12 protein-coding genes, 1 tRNA gene and 3 rRNA genes are annotated in these 20,095 nt (G+C 65.6%); 13 read left to right on the top strand and 3 right to left on the bottom strand.

Going from position 1 to position 20,095, the window contains the following annotated elements:
• Positions 1–229 precede the first annotated feature (229 nt).
• The 5 genes from rpsO to OG223_RS38230 all read left to right on the top strand — a co-directional run bounded on the left by rpsO (position 230) and on the right by OG223_RS38230 (position 5,734).
• Complete coding sequence (rpsO, locus tag OG223_RS38210) at positions 230–517, top strand: 30S ribosomal protein S15 (RefSeq protein ID WP_019075416.1); 288 nt, start codon at positions 230–232, stop codon at positions 515–517.
• A 360-nt stretch (positions 518–877) separates the two neighbouring features.
• Positions 878–3,100 carry a polyribonucleotide nucleotidyltransferase gene (locus tag OG223_RS38215; RefSeq protein ID WP_329258870.1) on the top strand — a complete coding sequence of 741 codons (2,223 nt, stop codon included), beginning with the start codon at positions 878–880 and terminating at the stop codon, positions 3,098–3,100.
• Positions 3,097–4,476 (top strand): M16 family metallopeptidase, encoded by a 1,380-nt coding sequence (locus tag OG223_RS38220; protein WP_329258873.1) that lies wholly within the window; start codon positions 3,097–3,099, stop codon positions 4,474–4,476. Before OG223_RS38215 ends, OG223_RS38220 begins: the two co-directional genes overlap by 4 nt.
• 42 nt (positions 4,477–4,518) lie before the next feature.
• The gene (dapB, locus tag OG223_RS38225; RefSeq protein ID WP_329258875.1) at positions 4,519–5,271 is read left to right on the top strand and encodes a 4-hydroxy-tetrahydrodipicolinate reductase; all 753 of its coding nucleotides are present in this window, start codon (positions 4,519–4,521) and stop codon (positions 5,269–5,271) included.
• Positions 5,272–5,281: 10 nt separating this feature from the next.
• Positions 5,282–5,734: a hypothetical protein gene (locus OG223_RS38230; RefSeq protein ID WP_329258878.1), complete on the top strand. Its 453-nt coding sequence runs from the start codon at positions 5,282–5,284 to the stop codon at positions 5,732–5,734.
• 84 nt (positions 5,735–5,818) lie between these two features.
• On the opposite strand, the gene OG223_RS38235 is transcribed toward OG223_RS38230, so the two are convergent.
• The gene (locus OG223_RS38235; RefSeq protein WP_329258881.1) at positions 5,819–6,373 is read right to left on the bottom strand and encodes a hypothetical protein; all 555 of its coding nucleotides are present in this window, start codon (positions 6,371–6,373) and stop codon (positions 5,819–5,821) included.
• Between the two features lie 115 nt (positions 6,374–6,488).
• The gene (locus tag OG223_RS38240) at positions 6,489–6,728 is read right to left on the bottom strand and encodes a hypothetical protein (RefSeq protein WP_329258884.1); all 240 of its coding nucleotides are present in this window, start codon (positions 6,726–6,728) and stop codon (positions 6,489–6,491) included.
• A gap of 213 nt (positions 6,729–6,941) precedes the next feature.
• Here OG223_RS38240 and thyX point away from each other — a divergent pair, with 213 nt between their 5' ends.
• The 8 genes from thyX to OG223_RS38280 all read left to right on the top strand — a co-directional run bounded on the left by thyX (position 6,942) and on the right by OG223_RS38280 (position 17,242).
• Entirely contained in the window at positions 6,942–7,682 is a 741-nt protein-coding gene (gene thyX, locus OG223_RS38245) for an FAD-dependent thymidylate synthase (protein ID WP_329258887.1), read from the top strand.
• Positions 7,683–7,893: 211 nt separating this feature from the next.
• Positions 7,894–8,793 carry a 4-hydroxy-tetrahydrodipicolinate synthase gene (dapA, locus tag OG223_RS38250; protein WP_329258890.1) on the top strand — a complete coding sequence of 300 codons (900 nt, stop codon included), beginning with the start codon at positions 7,894–7,896 and terminating at the stop codon, positions 8,791–8,793.
• 129 nt (positions 8,794–8,922) lie between these two features.
• Positions 8,923–10,608, top strand: a complete 1,686-nt coding sequence (locus OG223_RS38255) for a ribonuclease J (protein WP_329258893.1) — start codon at positions 8,923–8,925, stop codon at positions 10,606–10,608.
• A gap of 515 nt (positions 10,609–11,123) precedes the next feature.
• Positions 11,124–12,649 (top strand): 16S ribosomal RNA (locus OG223_RS38260).
• 314 nt (positions 12,650–12,963) lie between these two features.
• A 23S ribosomal RNA gene (locus OG223_RS38265) occupies positions 12,964–16,086 on the top strand.
• A gap of 92 nt (positions 16,087–16,178) precedes the next feature.
• Positions 16,179–16,295, top strand: a 5S ribosomal RNA gene (gene rrf, locus OG223_RS38270).
• The 16S, 23S and 5S rRNA genes sit together here, the layout of an rRNA operon.
• Before the next feature lie 113 nt (positions 16,296–16,408).
• On the top strand, positions 16,409–17,071 hold the full coding sequence (locus OG223_RS38275) for a DegT/DnrJ/EryC1/StrS family aminotransferase (protein WP_329265695.1): 663 nt from the start codon (positions 16,409–16,411) through the stop codon (positions 17,069–17,071).
• 95 nt (positions 17,072–17,166) lie between these two features.
• A tRNA-Thr gene (locus tag OG223_RS38280) sits at positions 17,167–17,242 on the top strand.
• Between the two features lie 50 nt (positions 17,243–17,292).
• Here the strand turns inward: OG223_RS38280 and OG223_RS38285 are convergent.
• Complete coding sequence (locus OG223_RS38285; RefSeq protein WP_329258896.1) at positions 17,293–20,043, bottom strand: SpoIIE family protein phosphatase; 2,751 nt, start codon at positions 20,041–20,043, stop codon at positions 17,293–17,295.
• Positions 20,044–20,095: the final 52 nt, after the last annotated feature.

Below are 20,095 nucleotides of genomic sequence, written 5' to 3' on the forward strand. Positions count from 1 at the left end.
TAGATCACCCTAGTGGCCGTATGTACGCCGGTCGGAGCCCTTCACAGACCTGGACCGAGGCATCCTCCCAGGCTGGTACGCTGGGTAGCGGCCGTTTGTGTACGCACCCCTGGAGTTCACCGCTCCGGAGGCAGCGCCCAGCGGATACCCGCCTCCCGAGTTATGGAAGCTCCCCTGAGAAGTGGACCAGGGGCACTCGGTGGCACATCTCAGACTACGAGGAGTACGCGTGTCGCTCGACGCCGCTACGAAGAAGCAGCTCATCACCGAGTTCGGTCAGAAGGAGGGCGACACCGGCTCCCCCGAGGTCCAGGTCGCCATGCTCTCGCGCCGTATCTCGGACCTGACCGAGCACCTCAAGACCCACAAGCACGACCACCACTCCCGTCGTGGTCTGCTGATCCTGGTCGGTCAGCGCCGCCGGCTGCTCCAGTACCTGGCCAAGAAGGACATCCAGCGCTTCCGTGCGCTGGTGGACCGCCTGGGCATCCGTCGCGGTGCGGCGGGCGCCAAGTAAGACGCCGTGAAGGGAGCGGTTCCCGAAACGATCGGGAGTCGCTCCCTTTGCCGTACGTGCGGATTGCCCGTACGTGCGGAAACGTGCGGAGTGTCACTGCCGCTTTGTAGTGTGGTAGCACAACGCAATACGCACGACACGGCACGACAACGCACGACAGCACGACAGCACGACACCGTACGAAACGAACGAGGAGAAGCGCGCCTCGCAGCCGCCGGTCCTCGGTAGTGGCCCCCGGGCAGGAAGCCCCGGGTGCTTCGATCGAAGACCGGCCCGCACCAGACAGCGCTTCTCCGCCACCGTCCCCCCGCCACACGGGCGGGGAGGGACGAAAGACGACAAGTAACGGAGAAAACGCTAGTGGAGAACGAGACCCACTACGCCGAGGCCGTCATTGACAACGGCACTTTCGGCACCCGCACCATCCGCTTCGAGACGGGCCGCCTGGCCAAGCAGGCCGCCGGCTCCGCCGTGGCGTACCTGGACGACGACACCATGGTGCTGTCGGCCACCACCGCCTCCAAGAACCCCAAGGACCAGCTCGACTTCTTCCCCCTCACGGTGGACGTCGAGGAGCGGATGTACGCCGCCGGCAAGATCCCCGGCAGCTTCTTCCGCCGTGAGGGCCGGCCTTCCGAGGACGCGATCCTCACCTGCCGCCTGATCGACCGCCCGCTGCGCCCGTCCTTCAAGAAGGGCCTGCGCAACGAGATCCAGGTCGTCGCGACGATCATGGCCCTCAACCCCGACCACCTGTACGACGTCGTGGCGATCAACGCCGCCTCCGCGTCCACGCAGTTGGCCGGTCTGCCCTTCTCCGGCCCGGTCGGCGGCGTCCGCGTCGCGCTGATCAACGGCCAGTGGGTCGCGTTCCCGACGCACACCGAGCTCGAGGACGCCGTCTTCGACATGGTCGTCGCCGGTCGCGTCCTGGAGGACGGCGACGTCGCGATCATGATGGTCGAGGCCGAGGCCACCGAGAAGACCATCCAGTTGGTCGCGGGCGGCGCCGAGGCGCCGACCGAGGAGGTCGTCGCCTCCGGTCTGGACGCCGCGAAGCCCTTCATCAAGGTGCTCTGCAAGGCCCAGTCCGACCTCGCCGCGAAGGCCGCCAAGCCGACCGGCGAGTTCCCGATCTTCCTCGACTACCAGGACGACGTCCTGGAGGCCCTCACCGCCGCCGTCCGCCCGGAGCTCGCCTCCGCGCTGACCATCGCCGGCAAGCAGGACCGCGAGGCCGAGATCGACCGCGTCAAGACTCTCGCCGCCGAGAAGCTCCTCCCGGAGTTCGAGGGCCGCGAGAAGGAGATCTCCGCCGCGTACCGCTCGCTGACCAAGTCCCTGGTCCGTGAGCGCGTCATCAAGGAGAAGAAGCGCATCGACGGCCGCGGTGTCACCGACATCCGCACCCTGGCCGCCGAGGTCGAGGCCATCCCGCGCGTGCACGGTTCCGCGCTGTTCGAGCGTGGCGAGACCCAGATCCTGGGCGTCACCACCCTCAACATGCTCCGCATGGAGCAGCAGTTGGACACCCTCTCCCCGGTGACCCGCAAGCGCTACATGCACAACTACAACTTCCCGCCGTACTCGGTCGGCGAGACCGGCCGCGTCGGCTCCCCGAAGCGCCGCGAGATCGGCCACGGAGCGCTCGCCGAGCGCGCCCTGGTCCCGGTCCTGCCGACGCGCGAGGAGTTCCCCTACGCGATCCGTCAGGTCTCCGAGGCCCTCGGGTCGAACGGCTCGACGTCCATGGGCTCGGTCTGCGCCTCCACCATGTCGCTGCTGAACGCCGGTGTGCCCCTCAAGGCCCCCGTCGCCGGTATCGCCATGGGTCTGATCTCCCAGGAGATCAACGGCGAGACGCACTACGTCGCCCTCACCGACATCCTCGGTGCGGAGGACGCCTTCGGCGACATGGACTTCAAGGTCGCCGGCACCAAGGAGTTCGTCACCGCCCTCCAGCTCGACACCAAGCTGGACGGCATCCCCGCCTCCGTCCTGGCCGCCGCTCTCAAGCAGGCCCGTGACGCCCGCCTCCACATCCTCGACGTGATGATGGAAGCGATCGACACGCCGGACGAGATGTCCCCGAACGCCCCGCGGATCATCACCGTCAAGATCCCCGTGGACAAGATCGGCGAGGTCATCGGCCCGAAGGGCAAGATGATCAACCAGATCCAGGAGGACACCGGCGCCGACATCACGATCGAGGACGACGGCACCATCTACATCGGTGCCGCGCAGGGCTCGCAGGCCGAGGCCGCTCGCGCAGTGATCAACGGCATCGCCAACCCGACCATGCCGGAGGTCGGCGAGCGCTACCTGGGTACGGTCGTCAAGACCACCACCTTCGGTGCGTTCGTGTCGCTGCTCCCGGGCAAGGACGGTCTGCTGCACATCTCGCAGATCCGCAAGCTCGCCGGCGGCAAGCGCGTGGAGAACGTCGAGGACGTCGTCGGCGTGGGCCAGAAGGTCCAGGTCGAGATCGCTGAGATCGACTCCCGCGGCAAGCTCTCCCTGATCCCCGTCATCGAGGGTGAAGAGAACGCCGAGGACGACAAGAAGGACGACGGCGACAAGTGACGTCGACCAGCACCACGACGACGGCCCGCACCTCCTCGGAGGCGCGGGCCGTCGCCCGTACCCAAACCCTCATCCAGGGCACCAACGGCATCGGCACGGTCCGTAAGACCACCCTCCCGGGCGGCCTGCGCATCGTCACCGAGACGCTGCCCTCGGTCCGCTCCGCGACCTTCGGCATCTGGGCACACGTGGGCTCCCGCGACGAGACACCGTCCCTGAACGGCGCCACGCACTACCTGGAGCACCTCCTCTTCAAGGGCACGCACAAGCGCAGCGCGCTGGACATCTCCTCCGCGATCGACGCGGTCGGCGGCGAGATGAACGCGTTCACGGCGAAGGAGTACACGTGCTACTACGCGCGCGTGCTCGACACCGACCTGCCGCTCGCCATCGACGTGGTCTGCGACATGCTGACCGGCTCCCTGATCCGCGAGGAGGACGTCAACGTAGAGCGTGGCGCCATCCTCGAAGAGATCGCCATGACGGAGGACGACCCGGGCGACTGCGTGCACGACCTGTTCGCACGCACGATGTTCGGCGACAACCCCCTCGGCCGCCCGGTCCTCGGCACGGTCGACACCGTCAACGCCCTTACCGCGGACCGCATCCGCCGCTTCTACAAGAAGCACTACGACCCGACCCACCTCGTGGTCGCGGCCGCCGGCAACATCGACCACGACAAGGTCGTACGACAGGTTCGTGCCGCCTTCGAGAAGGCCGGCGCCTTCCGCACGCCCGAGGCAGCCCCCATCGCCCCGCGCGACGGCCGCCGCGTGCTGCGCTCCACGGGCAAGGTCGAGCTGATCGGCCGCAAGACCGAGCAGGCGCACGTCGTCCTCGGCATGCCCGGCCTGGCCCGCACCGACGAGCGCCGCTGGGCCCTCGGGGTCCTCAACACGGCCCTCGGCGGCGGCATGTCGTCCCGCCTCTTCCAGGAGGTCCGGGAGAAGCGCGGCCTGGCCTACAGCGTGTACTCGTACACGTCCGGCTTCGCCGACTGCGGCCTCTTCGGCGTCTACGCCGGCTGCCGGCCCTCGCAGGTCCACGACGTGCTGAAGATCTGCCGCGACGAACTCGACCAGGTCGCCGAACACGGCCTGTCCGACGACGAGATCGGCCGCGCCGTCGGCCAGCTCCAGGGCTCCACCGTCCTCGGCCTCGAGGACACGGGCGCGCTGATGAACCGTATCGGCAAGAGCGAGCTGTGCTGGGGCGAGCAGATGTCCGTCGACGACATGCTGGCCCGGATCGCCTCTGTCACCCCGGACGAGGTCCGCGAGGTCGCCCGCGAGATCCTGGGACAGCGGCCCTCGCTGTCGGTCATCGGCCCGCTCAAGGACAAACAGGCGGCCCGACTGCACGACGCCGTCGCCTGACACCCGCCTTCGGAACCCGTATCCGGTAAGGAAGCAAGAACGATGAGCAAGCTGCGCGTGGCGGTCCTCGGTGCCAAGGGCCGGATCGGCGCCGAGGCGGTACGAGCCGTCGAGGCCGCCGAGGACATGGAACTGGTGGCGGCCCTGGGCCGGGGTGACTCACTGGAGACACTCGCGGAGTCCGGTGCCCAGGTCGCGGTCGAACTGACCACCCCCGCCTCGGTGATGGACAACCTCGACTTCTGCGTGGGCCACGGCATCCACGCGGTCGTCGGCACGACGGGCTGGACCGACGAACGCCTCGCCCAACTCACCGGCTGGCTGGACAGGTCCCCGCAGACGGGCGTCCTCATCGCGCCCAACTTCTCCATCGGGGCCGTACTGACCATGAAGTTCGCGCAGATCGCGGCGCCGTACTTCGAGTCCGTCGAGGTCATCGAACTGCACCACCCGAAGAAGGTCGACGCCCCGAGCGGTACGGCCACGCGCACGGCCCAGCTCATCGCCGAGGCGCGCGCGAAGGCGGGCACGGCTCTGGCGCCGGACGCCACGGAGACGGCCCTGGACGGCGCGAGGGGGGCGGACGTCGACGGGATCCCCGTCCACTCCGTCCGGCTGCGCGGTCTGCTGGCCCACCAGGAGGTCCTGCTCGGCGGTGAGGGCGAGACCCTGACCGTGCGGCACGACTCCCTGCACCACAGCAGCTTCATGCCGGGCATCCTGCTCGGCGCCCGCCGCGTGGTGACGACCCCGGGCCTCACCTTCGGCCTGGAACACTTCCTGGACCTGGGCTGAGGCTCACGACATGCGCGCCAAACTCACCTACGCCGTCACGGCCGCCGTCCTGGTCTTCTACTTCGTCCTGGTCGGCAGCCGCGGCGTCATGCTCATACAGTCGGGCACGGTCATCACCGTCACCTTCGGGATCGCGGTCCTGATCCTGCCGGTGATCGGCGTGTGGTTCCTCTGGAAGAACACCCAGTTCGTCCGCAACGCCAACCGCCTCGCCGCCCTCCTCGACGCCGAAGGCGGCCTGCCCGTCGACGAGTTGAGGCGCACCGCCGGCGGCCGTATCGACCGCGACTCCGCCGACGAGGTCTTCGCCAAGCGCAAGGCCGAGACGGAGGCGGCCCCCGACGACTGGCGCAGTTGGTTCCGCCTGGCCGTCGCCTACCACGACGCCCGCGACACCCCGCGCGCCCGCAAGGCGATGCAACGCGCGATCGCCCTGCATGACGGCCGCCCCGTCCAGGCCTGACGCGCAGGACGCAACACAGCCGCACGCCGAAGGGGCCGGCCCGCGCTCACCGCGGGCCGGCCCCTTCGCGTTGCTTCTCGTCGGTCAGTTCCGCCGGTACTCGTCGGACCACACCTCGATCGAGTCCGCTGCCCGGTCGAAGGAGGAGAAACGCGCCAGGAAGTCGATGTCGTGCGTGGTCAGCAGTGCGGCCACGTCCTCGGGAGCACGGTCCTTCCGCACGAGGAGCAGCGCCTGTCCCTGCACCGTGCGCGGCAGCCCGAGCCAGCGCACCGGCTGCTGCACCGTGCGCACGGCGGCGACCCGGTCCCAGCGCACCGTGACCGTGTAGAAGAACCGCACCCGGCGCAGCCCGCGCGCGCTCACCCATACGCCCATGCGCAGCAGCCGCAGGGCACAGAGGATGACGGCCACCGCGATACCGAGGATCACCCCGGCCTCGGACCGCGAGCCGGTCAACGCGATGATGACGGCGGCGAACAGCACGTACGACGCGAGCAGCAGCACGAGCGCCGACACCGCCACCCGCCAAGGTCCGGGCCGGTAGGGGCGCCGCCAGCGGTCGCGGTCGTCGAACGGCAGCGCGAGCTCGTCCGCGGCCTCGAACGCGCGGTCGGCCGTAAGGAAGGGCAGGGGCACGGCTGGTGTCCTCACTGAATTCCATGCGTGGGCTGTGCCCGGTGAGGCTATCCGGCCGTCTTCCCGCTCACCACCCTTGGGGGTCCGGATGAGTCACTGTCGGCTGAATGCCTGGTCAGCGGTTGTCGGCGGCCTGGGACTGCTGGTTCTGCGTCGAGAGGTTGTTCTGGGACAGCGCCGGCATACCGAGGACCAGGGAGCCCACGATCCCGGCGATGATGGTGAGGCCCAGGAGCCAACGCCCGGCTATCTGGCCGGTGGACGCACGCTCGCGCGGCGGCGGTGTGACATTGCTGCGGAAGCGGTCGGTCTCGGCGATGAAGGCGAACGGGACGGGTTCGCGCCGACTGAACATCGGTGGTGCTTCTCCCCTCTGGGGTCGGTTCGGTCTCGAACGGGTGGCTCTCACCAAGACAGACGAGCGAACGCCTCAATTGGTGCCCTGTTTCGCCGAATTCGCAGAAGTTCGCCAACGAATGTCGGGGCACGGCACCGAACGCCCCGATGTCGGTGCCGGGCCGTAGAGTGGGCGCCGCCCGAGAGACGTGATGGAAGGACCCTCCGAGCCGTGACCGACACTCCCGCCGACGACCTCAAGCCCAGTTTCCGCAGCGATGTCACCGTCGAGCTGGTCAAGCACACCGCGTCCGACGCGGACGTGCTCTTCGCCGCCCGCGTCTCGACGATCGGCGAACAGTCCCTGGAGGAGATGGGCAAGGACCCCGAGCGCTCCAAGGGCCTGATCAACTACCTGATGCGGGACCGGCACGGCAGCCCCTTCGAGCACAACTCGATGACCTTCTTCATCAGCGCCCCGATCTTCGTGTTCCGCGAGTTCATGCGGCACCGGGTGGGCTGGTCGTACAACGAGGAATCGGGAAGGTACAGGGAGCTCGAGCCCGTCTTCTACGTCCCCGGCGAGTCCCGCAAGCTGGTCCAGGAGGGCCGCCCGGGCAAGTACGTCTTCGTGGAGGGCACCCAGGCCCAGCAGGAGCTGGTCGGCCGCACCATGGAGGACTCGTACCGCCAGGCGTACGAGGCGTACCAGGAGATGCTCGCGGCCGGCGTAGCCCGCGAGGTGGCCCGAGCCGTCCTCCCCGTAGGCCTCTTCTCCTCGATGTACGCCACGTGCAACGCACGCTCGCTGATGCACTTCCTCGGCCTGCGCACGCAGCACGAGCTGGCGAAGGTCCCGTCCTTCCCGCAGCGGGAGATCGAGATGGTCGGCGAGAAGATGGAGGAGCAGTGGGCCAAGCTCATGCCGCTCACCTACTCGGCCTTCAATACCAACGGTCGTGTCGCCCCGTAGCGCACCTCTGTTTGCCGATCGGGCACACATGTACGGATGGGCCGCACGAAGTGTCCGTATTGCGGCATTTGGAGAAGTTCATCTAGCCTGATCAAACGGACCCGGCACTGCTTGAACCCCCGAGCAGGCAGTGCCGGGCTCCACATTTGTCACGACTTGTCGCCTGCCCCGAGGGCAGACCCCGCATTGAGCAGCGAGTAGCGTGTTCCCCATGGCTCCGACCTCCACTCCGCAGACCCCCTTCGGGCGGGTCCTCACCGCCATGGTCACGCCGTTCACGGCGGACGGCGCACTCGACCTCGACGGCGCTCAGCGGCTCGCTGCCCACCTGGTGGACGCAGGCAACGACGGCCTGATCATCAACGGCACCACCGGTGAGTCCCCGACCACCAGCGACACGGAGAAATCGGATCTCGTACGAGCCGTACTGGAGGCGGTCGGCGACCGTGCCCACGTCATCGCGGGCGTCGGCACCAACGACACCCAGCACAGCGTCGAACTCGCCCGCACGGCCGAACACACCGGCGCACACGGCCTGCTCGTCGTCACGCCGTACTACAACAAGCCCCCACAGGAGGGCCTCTACCGGCACTTCAAGGCGGTCGCAGACGCCACCGAACTGCCGGTCATGCTCTACGACATCCCCGGCCGCAGCGGCGTCCCGATCGGCACCGAGACACTGGTCCGACTCGCCGAGCACCCGCGGATCGTCGCCAACAAGGACGCCAAGGGCGACCTCGGCCGCGCAAGCTGGGCCATCGCCCGGACCGGCCTGGCCTGGTACTCCGGCGACGACATGCTGAACCTGCCGCTGCTCTCCGTGGGCGCGGTCGGCTTCGTCTCGGTCGTCGGCCATGTGGTCACACCCGAGCTGCGCACCCTGGTGGAGGCGTACGTCTCCGGTGACGTACAGAAGGCCACCGAGATCCACCAGAAGCTGCTCCCCGTCTACACCGGCATGTTCCGCACTCAGGGCGTCATGACCACCAAGGCCGCGCTGACCCTCCAGGGACTGCCCGCCGGACCGCTGCGCTCACCGATGGTCGAGTGCTCGCCCGAGGAGATCGCCCAGCTCAAGATCGATCTTGCCGCCGGCGGGGTACAGCTCTGACAACGGACTTCACAACTGAATACGCAGGGCTTCGGCGCCTGCACCCCACACAGACAACAGCATTTGCACGAACGTCATGCGCGCCACGTGCCCACAGGTACGTGGCGCGCATGGGTACTGGAGAGTCTTTTGAGTCATCCGCATCCTGAACTCGCCCCGCCGCCCAAGCTCCCCGAGGGCGGCCTGAGGGTCACCCCACTCGGCGGCCTCGGGGAAATCGGCCGAAACATGACGGTCTTCGAATACGGCGGCCGCCTGCTCATCGTCGACTGCGGCGTGCTCTTCCCCGAGGAGGAGCAGCCCGGAATCGACCTGATCCTGCCGGACTTCACGTCCATCAGGGACCGTCTCGACGACATCGACGGCATCGTCCTCACGCATGGCCACGAGGACCACATCGGCGCGGTCCCGTACCTCCTTCGCGAGAAGGCGGACATCCCGCTGATCGGCTCCAAGCTGACCCTCGCCCTCATCGAGGCGAAGCTCCAGGAGCACCGCATCCGGCCGTACACGCTCGAGGTCGCCGAGGGGCACCGCGAGCGCATCGGCCCCTTCGACTGCGAGTTCGTCGCGGTCAACCACTCGATCCCGGACGCTCTCGCGGTCGCCATCCGCACCCCCGCGGGCATGGTCGTCCACACGGGCGACTTCAAGATGGACCAGCTCCCGCTGGACGGTCGGCTGACAGATCTACACGCGTTCGCACGACTGAGCGAGGAAGGCATCGACCTGCTCCTCGCCGACTCGACGAACGCCGAGGTCCCGGGATTCGTCCCGCCCGAGCGCGACATCTCGAACGTCCTGCGGCAGGTCTTCGGCGGCGCTCGCAAGCGGATCATCGTGGCGAGCTTCGCCAGCCACGTCCACCGCATCCAGCAGGTCCTGGACACGGCGCACGAGCACGGCCGCCGGGTCGCCTTCGTCGGCCGCTCGATGGTCCGCAACATGGGCATCGCCCGTGACCTCGGCTATCTCAAGGTTCCGCCGGGCCTGGTGGTGGACGTCAAGACGCTCGACGACCTCCCGGACAGCCAGGTCGTCCTGGTCTGCACGGGCTCGCAGGGCGAACCGATGGCCGCCCTGTCCCGCATGGCCAACAGGGACCACCAGATCCGCATCGTCGCGGGCGACACGGTGATCCTGGCGTCGTCGCTCATCCCGGGCAACGAGAACGCGGTCTACCGGGTCATCAACGGCCTCACCCGCTGGGGCGCCAACGTCGTCCACAAGGGCAACGCCAAGGTCCACGTCTCCGGACACGCCTCGGCCGGCGAGCTGCTGTACTTCTACAACATCTGCCGGCCGAAGAACCTGATGCCGGTCCACGGCGAATGGCGCCACCTACGGGCCAACGCCGAACTGGGCGCCATGACCGGCGTCCCGCACGACCGGATCGTCATCGCCGAGGACGGCGTCGTCGTCGACCTCATCGAGGGCAAGGCCAAGATCTCGGGCAAGGTCCAGGCGGGTTATGTCTACGTGGACGGCCTCTCGGTCGGCGATGTCGGCGAACCCGCGCTGAAGGACCGCAGGATCCTGGGGGACGAGGGCATCATCTCGGTCTTCGTCGTCGTGGACTCGTCCACCGGCAAGATCACGGGTGGCCCGCACATCCAGGCCCGCGGCTCCGGCATCGAGGACTCAGCCTTCGTGGACGTGGTCCCCAGGATCACGGAGGTCCTGGAGCGCTCGGCCCAGGACGGCGTGGTGGAGCCCCACCAACTGCAGCAACTGATCCGCCGGACACTCGGCAAGTGGGTCTCCGACAACTATCGGCGCAGGCCGATGATCCTCCCGGTCGTCGTGGAGGTCTGACCGTCGTACGACCCCCTCGTACGCGTGAACCTGGAGCGGGCCGCCTCGATTTGCATCGAGGCGGCCCGCTCCAGTACGTTTACGACTCCGCCTGAGGGGGAACCCGGACACTTCGCGTGTACGGGAGCCACTCCCGAAGGGCCGGAAAATTCGACTCAGAACTTCTGATAAAGTCGGAACCGCCGGAAAGGGAAACGCGGAAGCGGAAACCTGGAAAGCACCGAGGAAATCGGAACCGGAAACGGTCTGATAGAGTCGGAAACGCAAGACCGAAGGGAAAAGCCCGGAGGAAAGCCCGAGAGGGTGAGTACAAAGGAAGCGTCCGTTCCTTGAGAACTCAACAGCGTGCCAAAAATCAACGCCAGATATGTTGATACCCCGTCTCCAGTCATCATCTGATGTCTGGGACGAGGTTCCTTTGAAGAAAACATACAGCGAGGACGCTGTGAACGGTCGGGCTTATTCCGCCTGGCTGTTCCGCTCTCGTGTGTGTCGTTCCCGATTACGGGAAAACATTCACGGAGAGTTTGATCCTGGCTCAGGACGAACGCTGGCGGCGTGCTTAACACATGCAAGTCGAACGATGAACCACTTCGGTGGGGATTAGTGGCGAACGGGTGAGTAACACGTGGGCAATCTGCCCTGCACTCTGGGACAAGCCCTGGAAACGGGGTCTAATACCGGATAACACTCCCGCACTCATGTGTGGGGGTTAAAAGCTCCGGCGGTGCAGGATGAGCCCGCGGCCTATCAGCTTGTTGGTGAGGTAATGGCTCACCAAGGCGACGACGGGTAGCCGGCCTGAGAGGGCGACCGGCCACACTGGGACTGAGACACGGCCCAGACTCCTACGGGAGGCAGCAGTGGGGAATATTGCACAATGGGCGAAAGCCTGATGCAGCGACGCCGCGTGAGGGATGACGGCCTTCGGGTTGTAAACCTCTTTCAGCAGGGAAGAAGCGAAAGTGACGGTACCTGCAGAAGAAGCGCCGGCTAACTACGTGCCAGCAGCCGCGGTAATACGTAGGGCGCAAGCGTTGTCCGGAATTATTGGGCGTAAAGAGCTCGTAGGCGGCTTGTCACGTCGGGTGTGAAAGCCCGGGGCTTAACCCCGGGTCTGCATTCGATACGGGCTAGCTAGAGTGTGGTAGGGGAGATCGGAATTCCTGGTGTAGCGGTGAAATGCGCAGATATCAGGAGGAACACCGGTGGCGAAGGCGGATCTCTGGGCCATTACTGACGCTGAGGAGCGAAAGCGTGGGGAGCGAACAGGATTAGATACCCTGGTAGTCCACGCCGTAAACGGTGGGAACTAGGTGTTGGCGACATTCCACGTCGTCGGTGCCGCAGCTAACGCATTAAGTTCCCCGCCTGGGGAGTACGGCCGCAAGGCTAAAACTCAAAGGAATTGACGGGGGCCCGCACAAGCAGCGGAGCATGTGGCTTAATTCGACGCAACGCGAAGAACCTTACCAAGGCTTGACATACACCGGAAAGCATTAGAGATAGTGCCCCCCTTGTGGTCGGTGTACAGGTGGTGCATGGCTGTCGTCAGCTCGTGTCGTGAGATGTTGGGTTAAGTCCCGCAACGAGCGCAACCCTTGTCCTGTGTTGCCAGCGTGCCCTTCGGGGTGACGGGGACTCACAGGAGACCGCCGGGGTCAACTCGGAGGAAGGTGGGGACGACGTCAAGTCATCATGCCCCTTATGTCTTGGGCTGCACACGTGCTACAATGGCCGGTACAATGAGCTGCGATACCGTGAGGTGGAGCGAATCTCAAAAAGCCGGTCTCAGTTCGGATTGGGGTCTGCAACTCGACCCCATGAAGTCGGAGTTGCTAGTAATCGCAGATCAGCATTGCTGCGGTGAATACGTTCCCGGGCCTTGTACACACCGCCCGTCACGTCACGAAAGTCGGTAACACCCGAAGCCGGTGGCCCAACCCCTTGTGGGAGGGAGCTGTCGAAGGTGGGACTGGCGATTGGGACGAAGTCGTAACAAGGTAGCCGTACCGGAAGGTGCGGCTGGATCACCTCCTTTCTAAGGAGCACTTCTTACCGATCCCTTCGGGGTGAGGTCAGAGGCCAGTTCATCAGCGAACGTCTGATGCTGGTTGCTCAAGGGTGGAACGTTGATTATTCGGCACTGTCGGTCATCTCATGGCTGCGAGTACTGCTCTTCGGGGCGTGGAAAGCTGATCACGAGTGGCGACGGTGCCGGGCACGCTGTTGGGTGTCTGAGGGTACGGCTGTGAAGCCGCCTTCAGTGCCGACCCCAGTGAACTTGCCCGGTAGGGCGGGGTGATGGGTGGTTGGTCGTTGTTTGAGAACTGCACAGTGGACGCGAGCATCTGTGGCCAAGTTTTTAAGGGCGCACGGTGGATGCCTTGGCACCAGGAACCGATGAAGGACGTGGGAGGCCACGATAGTCCCCGGGGAGTCGTCAACCAGGCTTTGATCCGGGGGTTTCCGAATGGGGAAACCCGGCAGTCGTCATGGGCTGTCACCCGCTGCTGAACACATAGGCAGTGTGGAGGGAACGCGGGGAAGTGAAACATCTCAGTACCCGCAGGAAGAGAAAACAACCGTGATTCCGGGAGTAGTGGCGAGCGAAACCGGATGAGGCCAAACCGTATGCGTGTGAGACCCGGCAGGGGTTGCGTATACGGGGTTGTGGGATCTCTCTTTCACAGTCTGCCGGCTGTGAGGCGAGTCAGAAACCGTTGATGTAGGCGAAGGACATGCGAAAGGTCCGGCGTAGAGGGTAAGACCCCCGTAGCTGAAACATTAACGGCTCGTTTGAGAGACACCCAAGTAGCACGGGGCCCGAGAAATCCCGTGTGAATCTGGCGGGACCACCCGTTAAGCCTAAATATTCCCTGGTGACCGATAGCGGATAGTACCGTGAGGGAATGGTGAAAAGTACCGCGGGAGCGGAGTGAAATAGTACCTGAAACCGTGTGCCTACAAGCCGTGGGAGCGTCGCGCATCAAGTTTACTTGGTGCGTCGTGACTGCGTGCCTTTTGAAGAATGAGCCTGCGAGTTTGCGGTGTGTTGCGAGGTTAACCCGTGTGGGGAAGCCGTAGCGAAAGCGAGTCCGAATAGGGCGGTTTAGTAGCGCGCTCAAGACCCGAAGCGGAGTGATCTAGCCATGGGCAGGTTGAAGCGGAGGTAAGACTTCGTGGAGGACCGAACCCACCAGGGTTGAAAACCTGGGGGATGACCTGTGGTTAGGGGTGAAAGGCCAATCAAACTCCGTGATAGCTGGTTCTCCCCGAAATGCATTTAGGTGCAGCGTCGTGTGTTTCTTGCCGGAGGTAGAGCACTGGATAGGCGATGGGCCCTACCGGGTTACTGACCTTAGCCAAACTCCGAATGCCGGTAAGTGAGAGCACGGCAGTGAGACTGTGGGGGATAAGCTCCATGGTCGAGAGGGAAACAGCCCAGAGCATCGACTAAGGCCCCTAAGCGTACGCTAAGTGGGAAAGGATGTGGAGTCGCAGAGACAACCAGGAGGTTGGCTTAGAAGCAGCCACCCTTGAAAGAGTGCGTAATAGCTCACTGGTCTAGTGATTCCGCGCCGACAATGTAGCGGGGCTCAAGCGTACCGCCGAAGTCGTGTCATTCATGCAATAGGGCCAACGCCTGTATGGATGGGTAGGGGAGCGTCGTGTGCCGGGTGAAGCCGCAGCGGAAGCTAGTGGTGGACGGTTCACGAGTGAGAATGCAGGCATGAGTAGCGATACACACGTGAGAAACGTGTGCGCCGATTGACTAAGGGTTCCTGGGTCAAGCTGATCTGCCCAGGGTAAGTCGGGACCTAAGGCGAGGCCGACAGGCGTAGTCGATGGATAACCGGTTGATATTCCGGTACCCGCTGTGAAGCGTCAAACATTGAACCAGGCGATGCTAAGTCCGTGAAGCCGTTCCGGACCCTTCGGGGAATGGAAAGTGGTGGAGCCGACGGACCAGACCTGCAGTAGGTGAGTGATGGGGTGACGCAGGAAGGTAGTCCATCCCGGGCGGTGGTTGTCCCGGGGTAAGGGTGTAGGACGTGGTCTAGGCAAATCCGGATCACACATAGTCTGAGACCTGATGCCGAGCCGATTGTGGTGAAGTGGATGATCCTATGCTGTCGAGAAAAGCCTCTAGCGAGTTTCATGGCGGCCCGTACCCTAAACCGACTCAGGTGGTCAGGTAGAGAATACCGAGGCGTTCGGGTGAACTATGGTTAAGGAACTCGGCAAAATGCCCCCGTAACTTCGGGAGAAGGGGGGCCATCACCGGTGATTGAATTTACTTCATGAGCTGGGGGTGGCCGCAGAGACCAGCGAGAAGCGACTGTTTACTAAAAACACAGGTCCGTGCGAAGCCGTAAGGCGATGTATACGGACTGACGCCTGCCCGGTGCTGGAACGTTAAGGGGACCGGTTAGTCACTCTTCGGGGTGGCGAAGCTGAGAACTTAAGCGCCAGTAAACGGCGGTGGTAACTATAACCATCCTAAGGTAGCGAAATTCCTTGTCGGGTAAGTTCCGACCTGCACGAATGGCGTAACGACTTCTCGACTGTCTCAACCATAGGCCCGGTGAAATTGCACTACGAGTAAAGATGCTCGTTTCGCGCAGCAGGACGGAAAGACCCCGGGACCTTTACTACAGTTTGATATTGGTGTTCGGTTCGGCTTGTGTAGGATAGCTGGGAGACTTTGAACCTCGGACGCCAGTTCGGGGGGAGTCGTCGTTGAAATACCAGTCTGGTCGTGCTGGATGTCTAACCTGGGTCCGTGATCCGGATCAGGGACAGTGTCTGATGGGTAGTTTAACTGGGGCGGTTGCCTCCTAAAGAGTAACGGAGGCGCCCAAAGGTTCCCTCAGCCTGGTTGGCAATCAGGTGTTGAGTGTAAGTGCACAAGGGAGCTTGACTGTGAGACCGACGGGTCGAGCAGGGACGAAAGTCGGGACTAGTGATCCGGCGGTGGCTTGTGGAAGCGCCGTCGCTCAACGGATAAAAGGTACCCCGGGGATAACAGGCTGATCTTCCCCAAGAGTCCATATCGACGGGATGGTTTGGCACCTCGATGTCGGCTCGTCGCATCCTGGGGCTGGAGTCGGTCCCAAGGGTTGGGCTGTTCGCCCATTAAAGCGGTACGCGAGCTGGGTTTAGAACGTCGTGAGACAGTTCGGTCCCTATCCGCTGCGCGCGCAGGAACATTGAGAAGGGCTGTCCCTAGTACGAGAGGACCGGGACGGACGAACCTCTGGTGTGCCAGTTGTTCTGCCAAGGGCATGGCTGGTTGGCTACGTTCGGGAGGGATAACCGCTGAAAGCATCTAAGCGGGAAGCCTGCTTCGAGATGAGTGTTCCCACCCCCTTGAGGGGTTAAGGCTCCCAGTAGACGACTGGGTTGATAGGCCGGATCTGGAAGGCGGGTAACCGCTGGAGGTGACCGGTACTAATAGGCCGAGGGCTTGTCCTCAGTTGCTCGCGTCCACTGTGTTGGTTCTGAAACCACGAACAACCCCATTGCCATGGTCACGGCAGTGGTGCGGTTGATGTGTTTCATAGTGTTTCGGTGGTCATAGCGTGAGGGAAACGCCCGGTTACATTCCGAACCCGGAAGCTAAGCCTTACAGCGCCGATGGTACTGCAGGGGGGACCCTGTGGGAGAGTAGGACGCCGCCGAACAAATATTGAAAGGGTTGGACCCTGAACTTCGGTTCGGGGTCCAACCCTTTTTTGTTGTGCGTCACTTGAAGTTCACGTTGCGCAATCACCATCCGAGCATGGGTACTGCTGCAATGCTCAGGGCCGCAGGCGTCGGACTCGGTGACGAGGTCGTCGTGCCGGCGTTCGGGAACGTGGAAGTCGCCGAGGCCGTCACCCTGGCGGGTGGCCTGCCGGTGTTCGCCGACATAGATCCGGTGACCTACTGCCTCGACGCGTCCGCTGTCGAAGCGGCCGTAACTCCGCGTACCGCGGCGATAGTTGTCGTACATCGATTCGGTCGGTCCGCTGATGTCGGGCGGTTGCTCGGGGTCGGGCAGCGGCATGGGCTGCTGGTGTTGCAGCAGGGGGAGTCCGAGGCGCCGTACGACGAGGTGGCTCAGCGGCGGGAGCGGGCCGCCTATCTCGATGCGAAGTTGCGCGGGGTGCGGACGCCCGATGGTGGGGACGGGCACACCTACCAGCAGTACATCGTGCGGGTGCCGGGGAACGGGCGGCCGGATCGTGATGCCTTCGCTCGGGCCGTGCGCGGTAGGGGAGTTGAGTGCCGGGTGCCGGTGAAGACGCCTGTGCACCGGCTGCCGGAGTTCCGGCGGTGTGTGGCTCTGCCGGAGACCGAGCGGGCCGCGGACGAGACGCTCGCGCTGCCGGTGGACGCCTCGTTGACGAAGCGGGAGATGCAGCGGATCGTTTCTGCATGCAACGCGCTCGGGGGACTGTTGCAGCGCGCTTTCTGATCGAGTCGGGGTCGGGCGGCGGTGGTTGGGCGCACGGGCCTGTTCGGGGTATGATTCTTTTCGTCGCCGCGAGGGAAACCTCGGGAAAGCGACAGGCCCTCTTAGCTCAGTCGGTAGAGCGTCTCCATGGTAAGGAGAAGGTCAACGGTTCGATTCCGTTAGAGGGCTCCAGATAGCAGAAGGCCCCGCCCAATTGGGCGGGGCCTTCTGCGTGTTCGGGGTCAGTCCTTCTGGAGGCCCGGGACGCGCATCGCGAGGATCGCCATGTCGTCGGACGGGGCGTCCGACGCGAAGCGTTCGACCGCGCGCATGATGCGGGCCGCCACCGCGCCGGCCGTGAGGCCCGTACAGGTCGTGAGGACGTCGGTGAGGCCGTCGTCGCCCAGCATGCGGGTGCCCTCGCGGCGTTCCGTGACGCCGTCCGTGACGCACAGGAGGACGTCGCCGGGGTCGAGGGTGACCGTCTGCTCGTAGAGCTCCAGGTCGTCCATGACGCCGAGGAGGGGCTGGGGTTCGGCGGCCGGTTCGACCGTGCCGTCCTGGCGCAGTCGGAGCGGGAGCGGGTGGCCGGCGCAGACCACCTTCAGTTCGGCGCTGCCGTCCTCCTGGGGCCACAACTCGCCGTAGAGGAGGGTCAGGAAGCGGCTGCGGGCTCCCTCGTCGAGGATCGCGGAGTTGAGGCGTTCCAGGACCGCGGGGCCGCCGAAGCCCTCCCTGGCGAGCAGGCGGAGGGCGTGGCGGGCCAGGCCGGTGACCGCGGCGGCCTCGGGGCCGGTGCCGCAGACGTCGCCGATGGCGAAGCCGTAGACGCCGTCGCGGATGGGGAACAAGTCGTAGAAGTCGCCGCCTACTTCGTTGCCCTCGCCGGCCGCGCGGTAGATGACCTCGACCTCGACGCCCTCGATGTGCGGGAGATCGGGGGGCAGGAGGCTGCGCTGGAGGGACTGGCTGATGGCCGTGCGCTCCGAGTACAGGCGGGCGTTGTCGAGGGCGAGGGCGGCTCGGCGGCTCAAGTCCTCGGCCAGTTCGAGGATTTCCTGGCGGAAGTGTTCGTCGGTGGGTTTGCCGAGGGTCAGCATGCCGATGACGCGGTTGCGGGCGACCAGGGGGAGGACGACCGTCTCGCCGCCGACTGCCGAGGCCGTGGCGAGAGTTGGGCCGATGCCTGAGCTGACGCGGCGGGTTGGTTCGCCGAGGCCGAGGCTGCGCATGGAGGTGCGCAGGGCGGCCTGGTGGGCCGCCTCGGCGGGGGCGGCCCAGACGCGGGCGCCGGGGGTGGGGACCGGATCCGGAGGGGCGATCTTCGAGAGCAACGACTTGATGCCGTCGATGAGTTCCTCGTCCTCGTGCAGGACGTACGAGAGGTACGGGTCCGAGGCCTGGTCGGCGATCGTGTAGACCGCGCACCAGGTGGCGAGGGTCGGAACCGTCATCTGGGCCATGAGGGCCAGGGTTTGGTCGCGGTCCAGGGTGCCGGCGAGGAGGTCGGAGGCCTCGACCAGGAAGCTGAGCGAGCCGCGGCGCAGGCGTTCCAGTTCGCCCAGGCGGGCCGACTCGACCGCCAACGCGATGCGGTCGGCGGCGAATTGGAGGCGTAGCGCTTCTTCGTTCGAGTACTTGTTGGGGCCTTCGGCGGCCACTCCCAGGGAGCCGGTGAGGCGGCCCTCCACCTTCAGGGGGACCGTGACGACCGAGCGCATTCCGGTGCCGCTGAGGAGCGGTACGGCGCCCGGGACGGCCTGGAGGTCCTCGTGGACGGCCGGCATGCGGGCGGAGCCGTAGCGGCCGGGGCCGGCTTCGACGGGCACGCGCGCGAAGCGTTGGCGTGCGGAGGGCAGGCCGGTGGAGGCGCGGACCTCCAACTCCGTTTCGTCGTCAGTCGCGAGGAGGAGGAAGGCGGAGTCTCCGTCGAGCATGTCGCGGGCGCGTTCGACCGTGCGCTGGAGGAGGCCATCGAGGTCGTCCGGCGCGGGGGAGCCGATGAACACCTCGAAGGGGTCGGTGTTCTGGCCGTCCGGGGTGGACGCCGCGTCGGGGGCCGGGCCGCGCAACGGGGTCTGCAGAACCGCGCGTTCGTGGTCCCTCACCAGGAGGCACACGGTTGACGGCTCGCCGTCCGTGTCGCGGACGCGGAGGTGGGAGGCGTAGACCGGGGTCACGCGGCCGTCGGCGCCGCGGATGCCGTAGGTGCCCTCCCAGCGGGAGAGGCGGAGGGCCTCCGCGATGCCGGTGCTGGTGCCCGGGGTGTGCGGCCAGGCGGCGAGGTCGGTGAGGGGCTTGCCGGTGACCTGCTCGGCGGCGTAGCCGAAGAGTTCCTCGGCGTCCTCGTTCCAGGACGCGATGGAGCCCGTACGGTCGATCTGAACGACCGCGACGCGGACCCTGCCGTCGGCAAGGGGGAGCAGGGCGGACGGCAGGGACGGGCCGGCCGTGCGGGTGCCCACCGGGCGGGCGGGGAGGTCGAGTTGGAACCAGACCAGTTTCTTGGTGGGGGTGTAGTCGACGCCCCAGCGGCTGGCCAGGGCGGCGCACAACTGGAGGCCGCGACCGCCCTCGCGGTCGGGGCTGCTCATGGTGATCGCGGCCCCCTGGAGGGGGATTTCGCGCTCCGGGTAGTGGTCGGCGACTTCGATCCTCGCGCCGTCGTCACTCCGTAGGCACAGAACATCCGCGGCCGTGCCCGCGTGGACCACGGCGTTGGTCACCAGCTCGCTGGTGAGGACCACGGCGTCGTCGACGATGTCGGCGAAGCCCCAGCCCTGCAGGGTGTCGCGGACGAAGGACCGCGCGGTGGCGACCGATCGTCCGACGGGCTCGAAGCTGGCGGCCGCGCGCGCGGTGATCACAGAACTCCTCGGCCTGTTGTCGGCGGGCAGGTCACCATGGCCGATCGGCGCCTGCCGGGGCACCGGCTGGTTTCCGGTCGGCGGGGGATCCTGGGGCGTTCCCCCAGGATGCAGTCCGGTGGTCATGGTGCGGTGCCCCTCCGATGCCTGCCCGCTCGTGCTCGTGCCACCGCCCAGG

Origin of the sequence: Streptomyces sp. NBC_01478, assembly GCF_036227225.1 — a bacterium.
Lineage (GTDB): Bacteria > Actinomycetota > Actinomycetes > Streptomycetales > Streptomycetaceae > Streptomyces.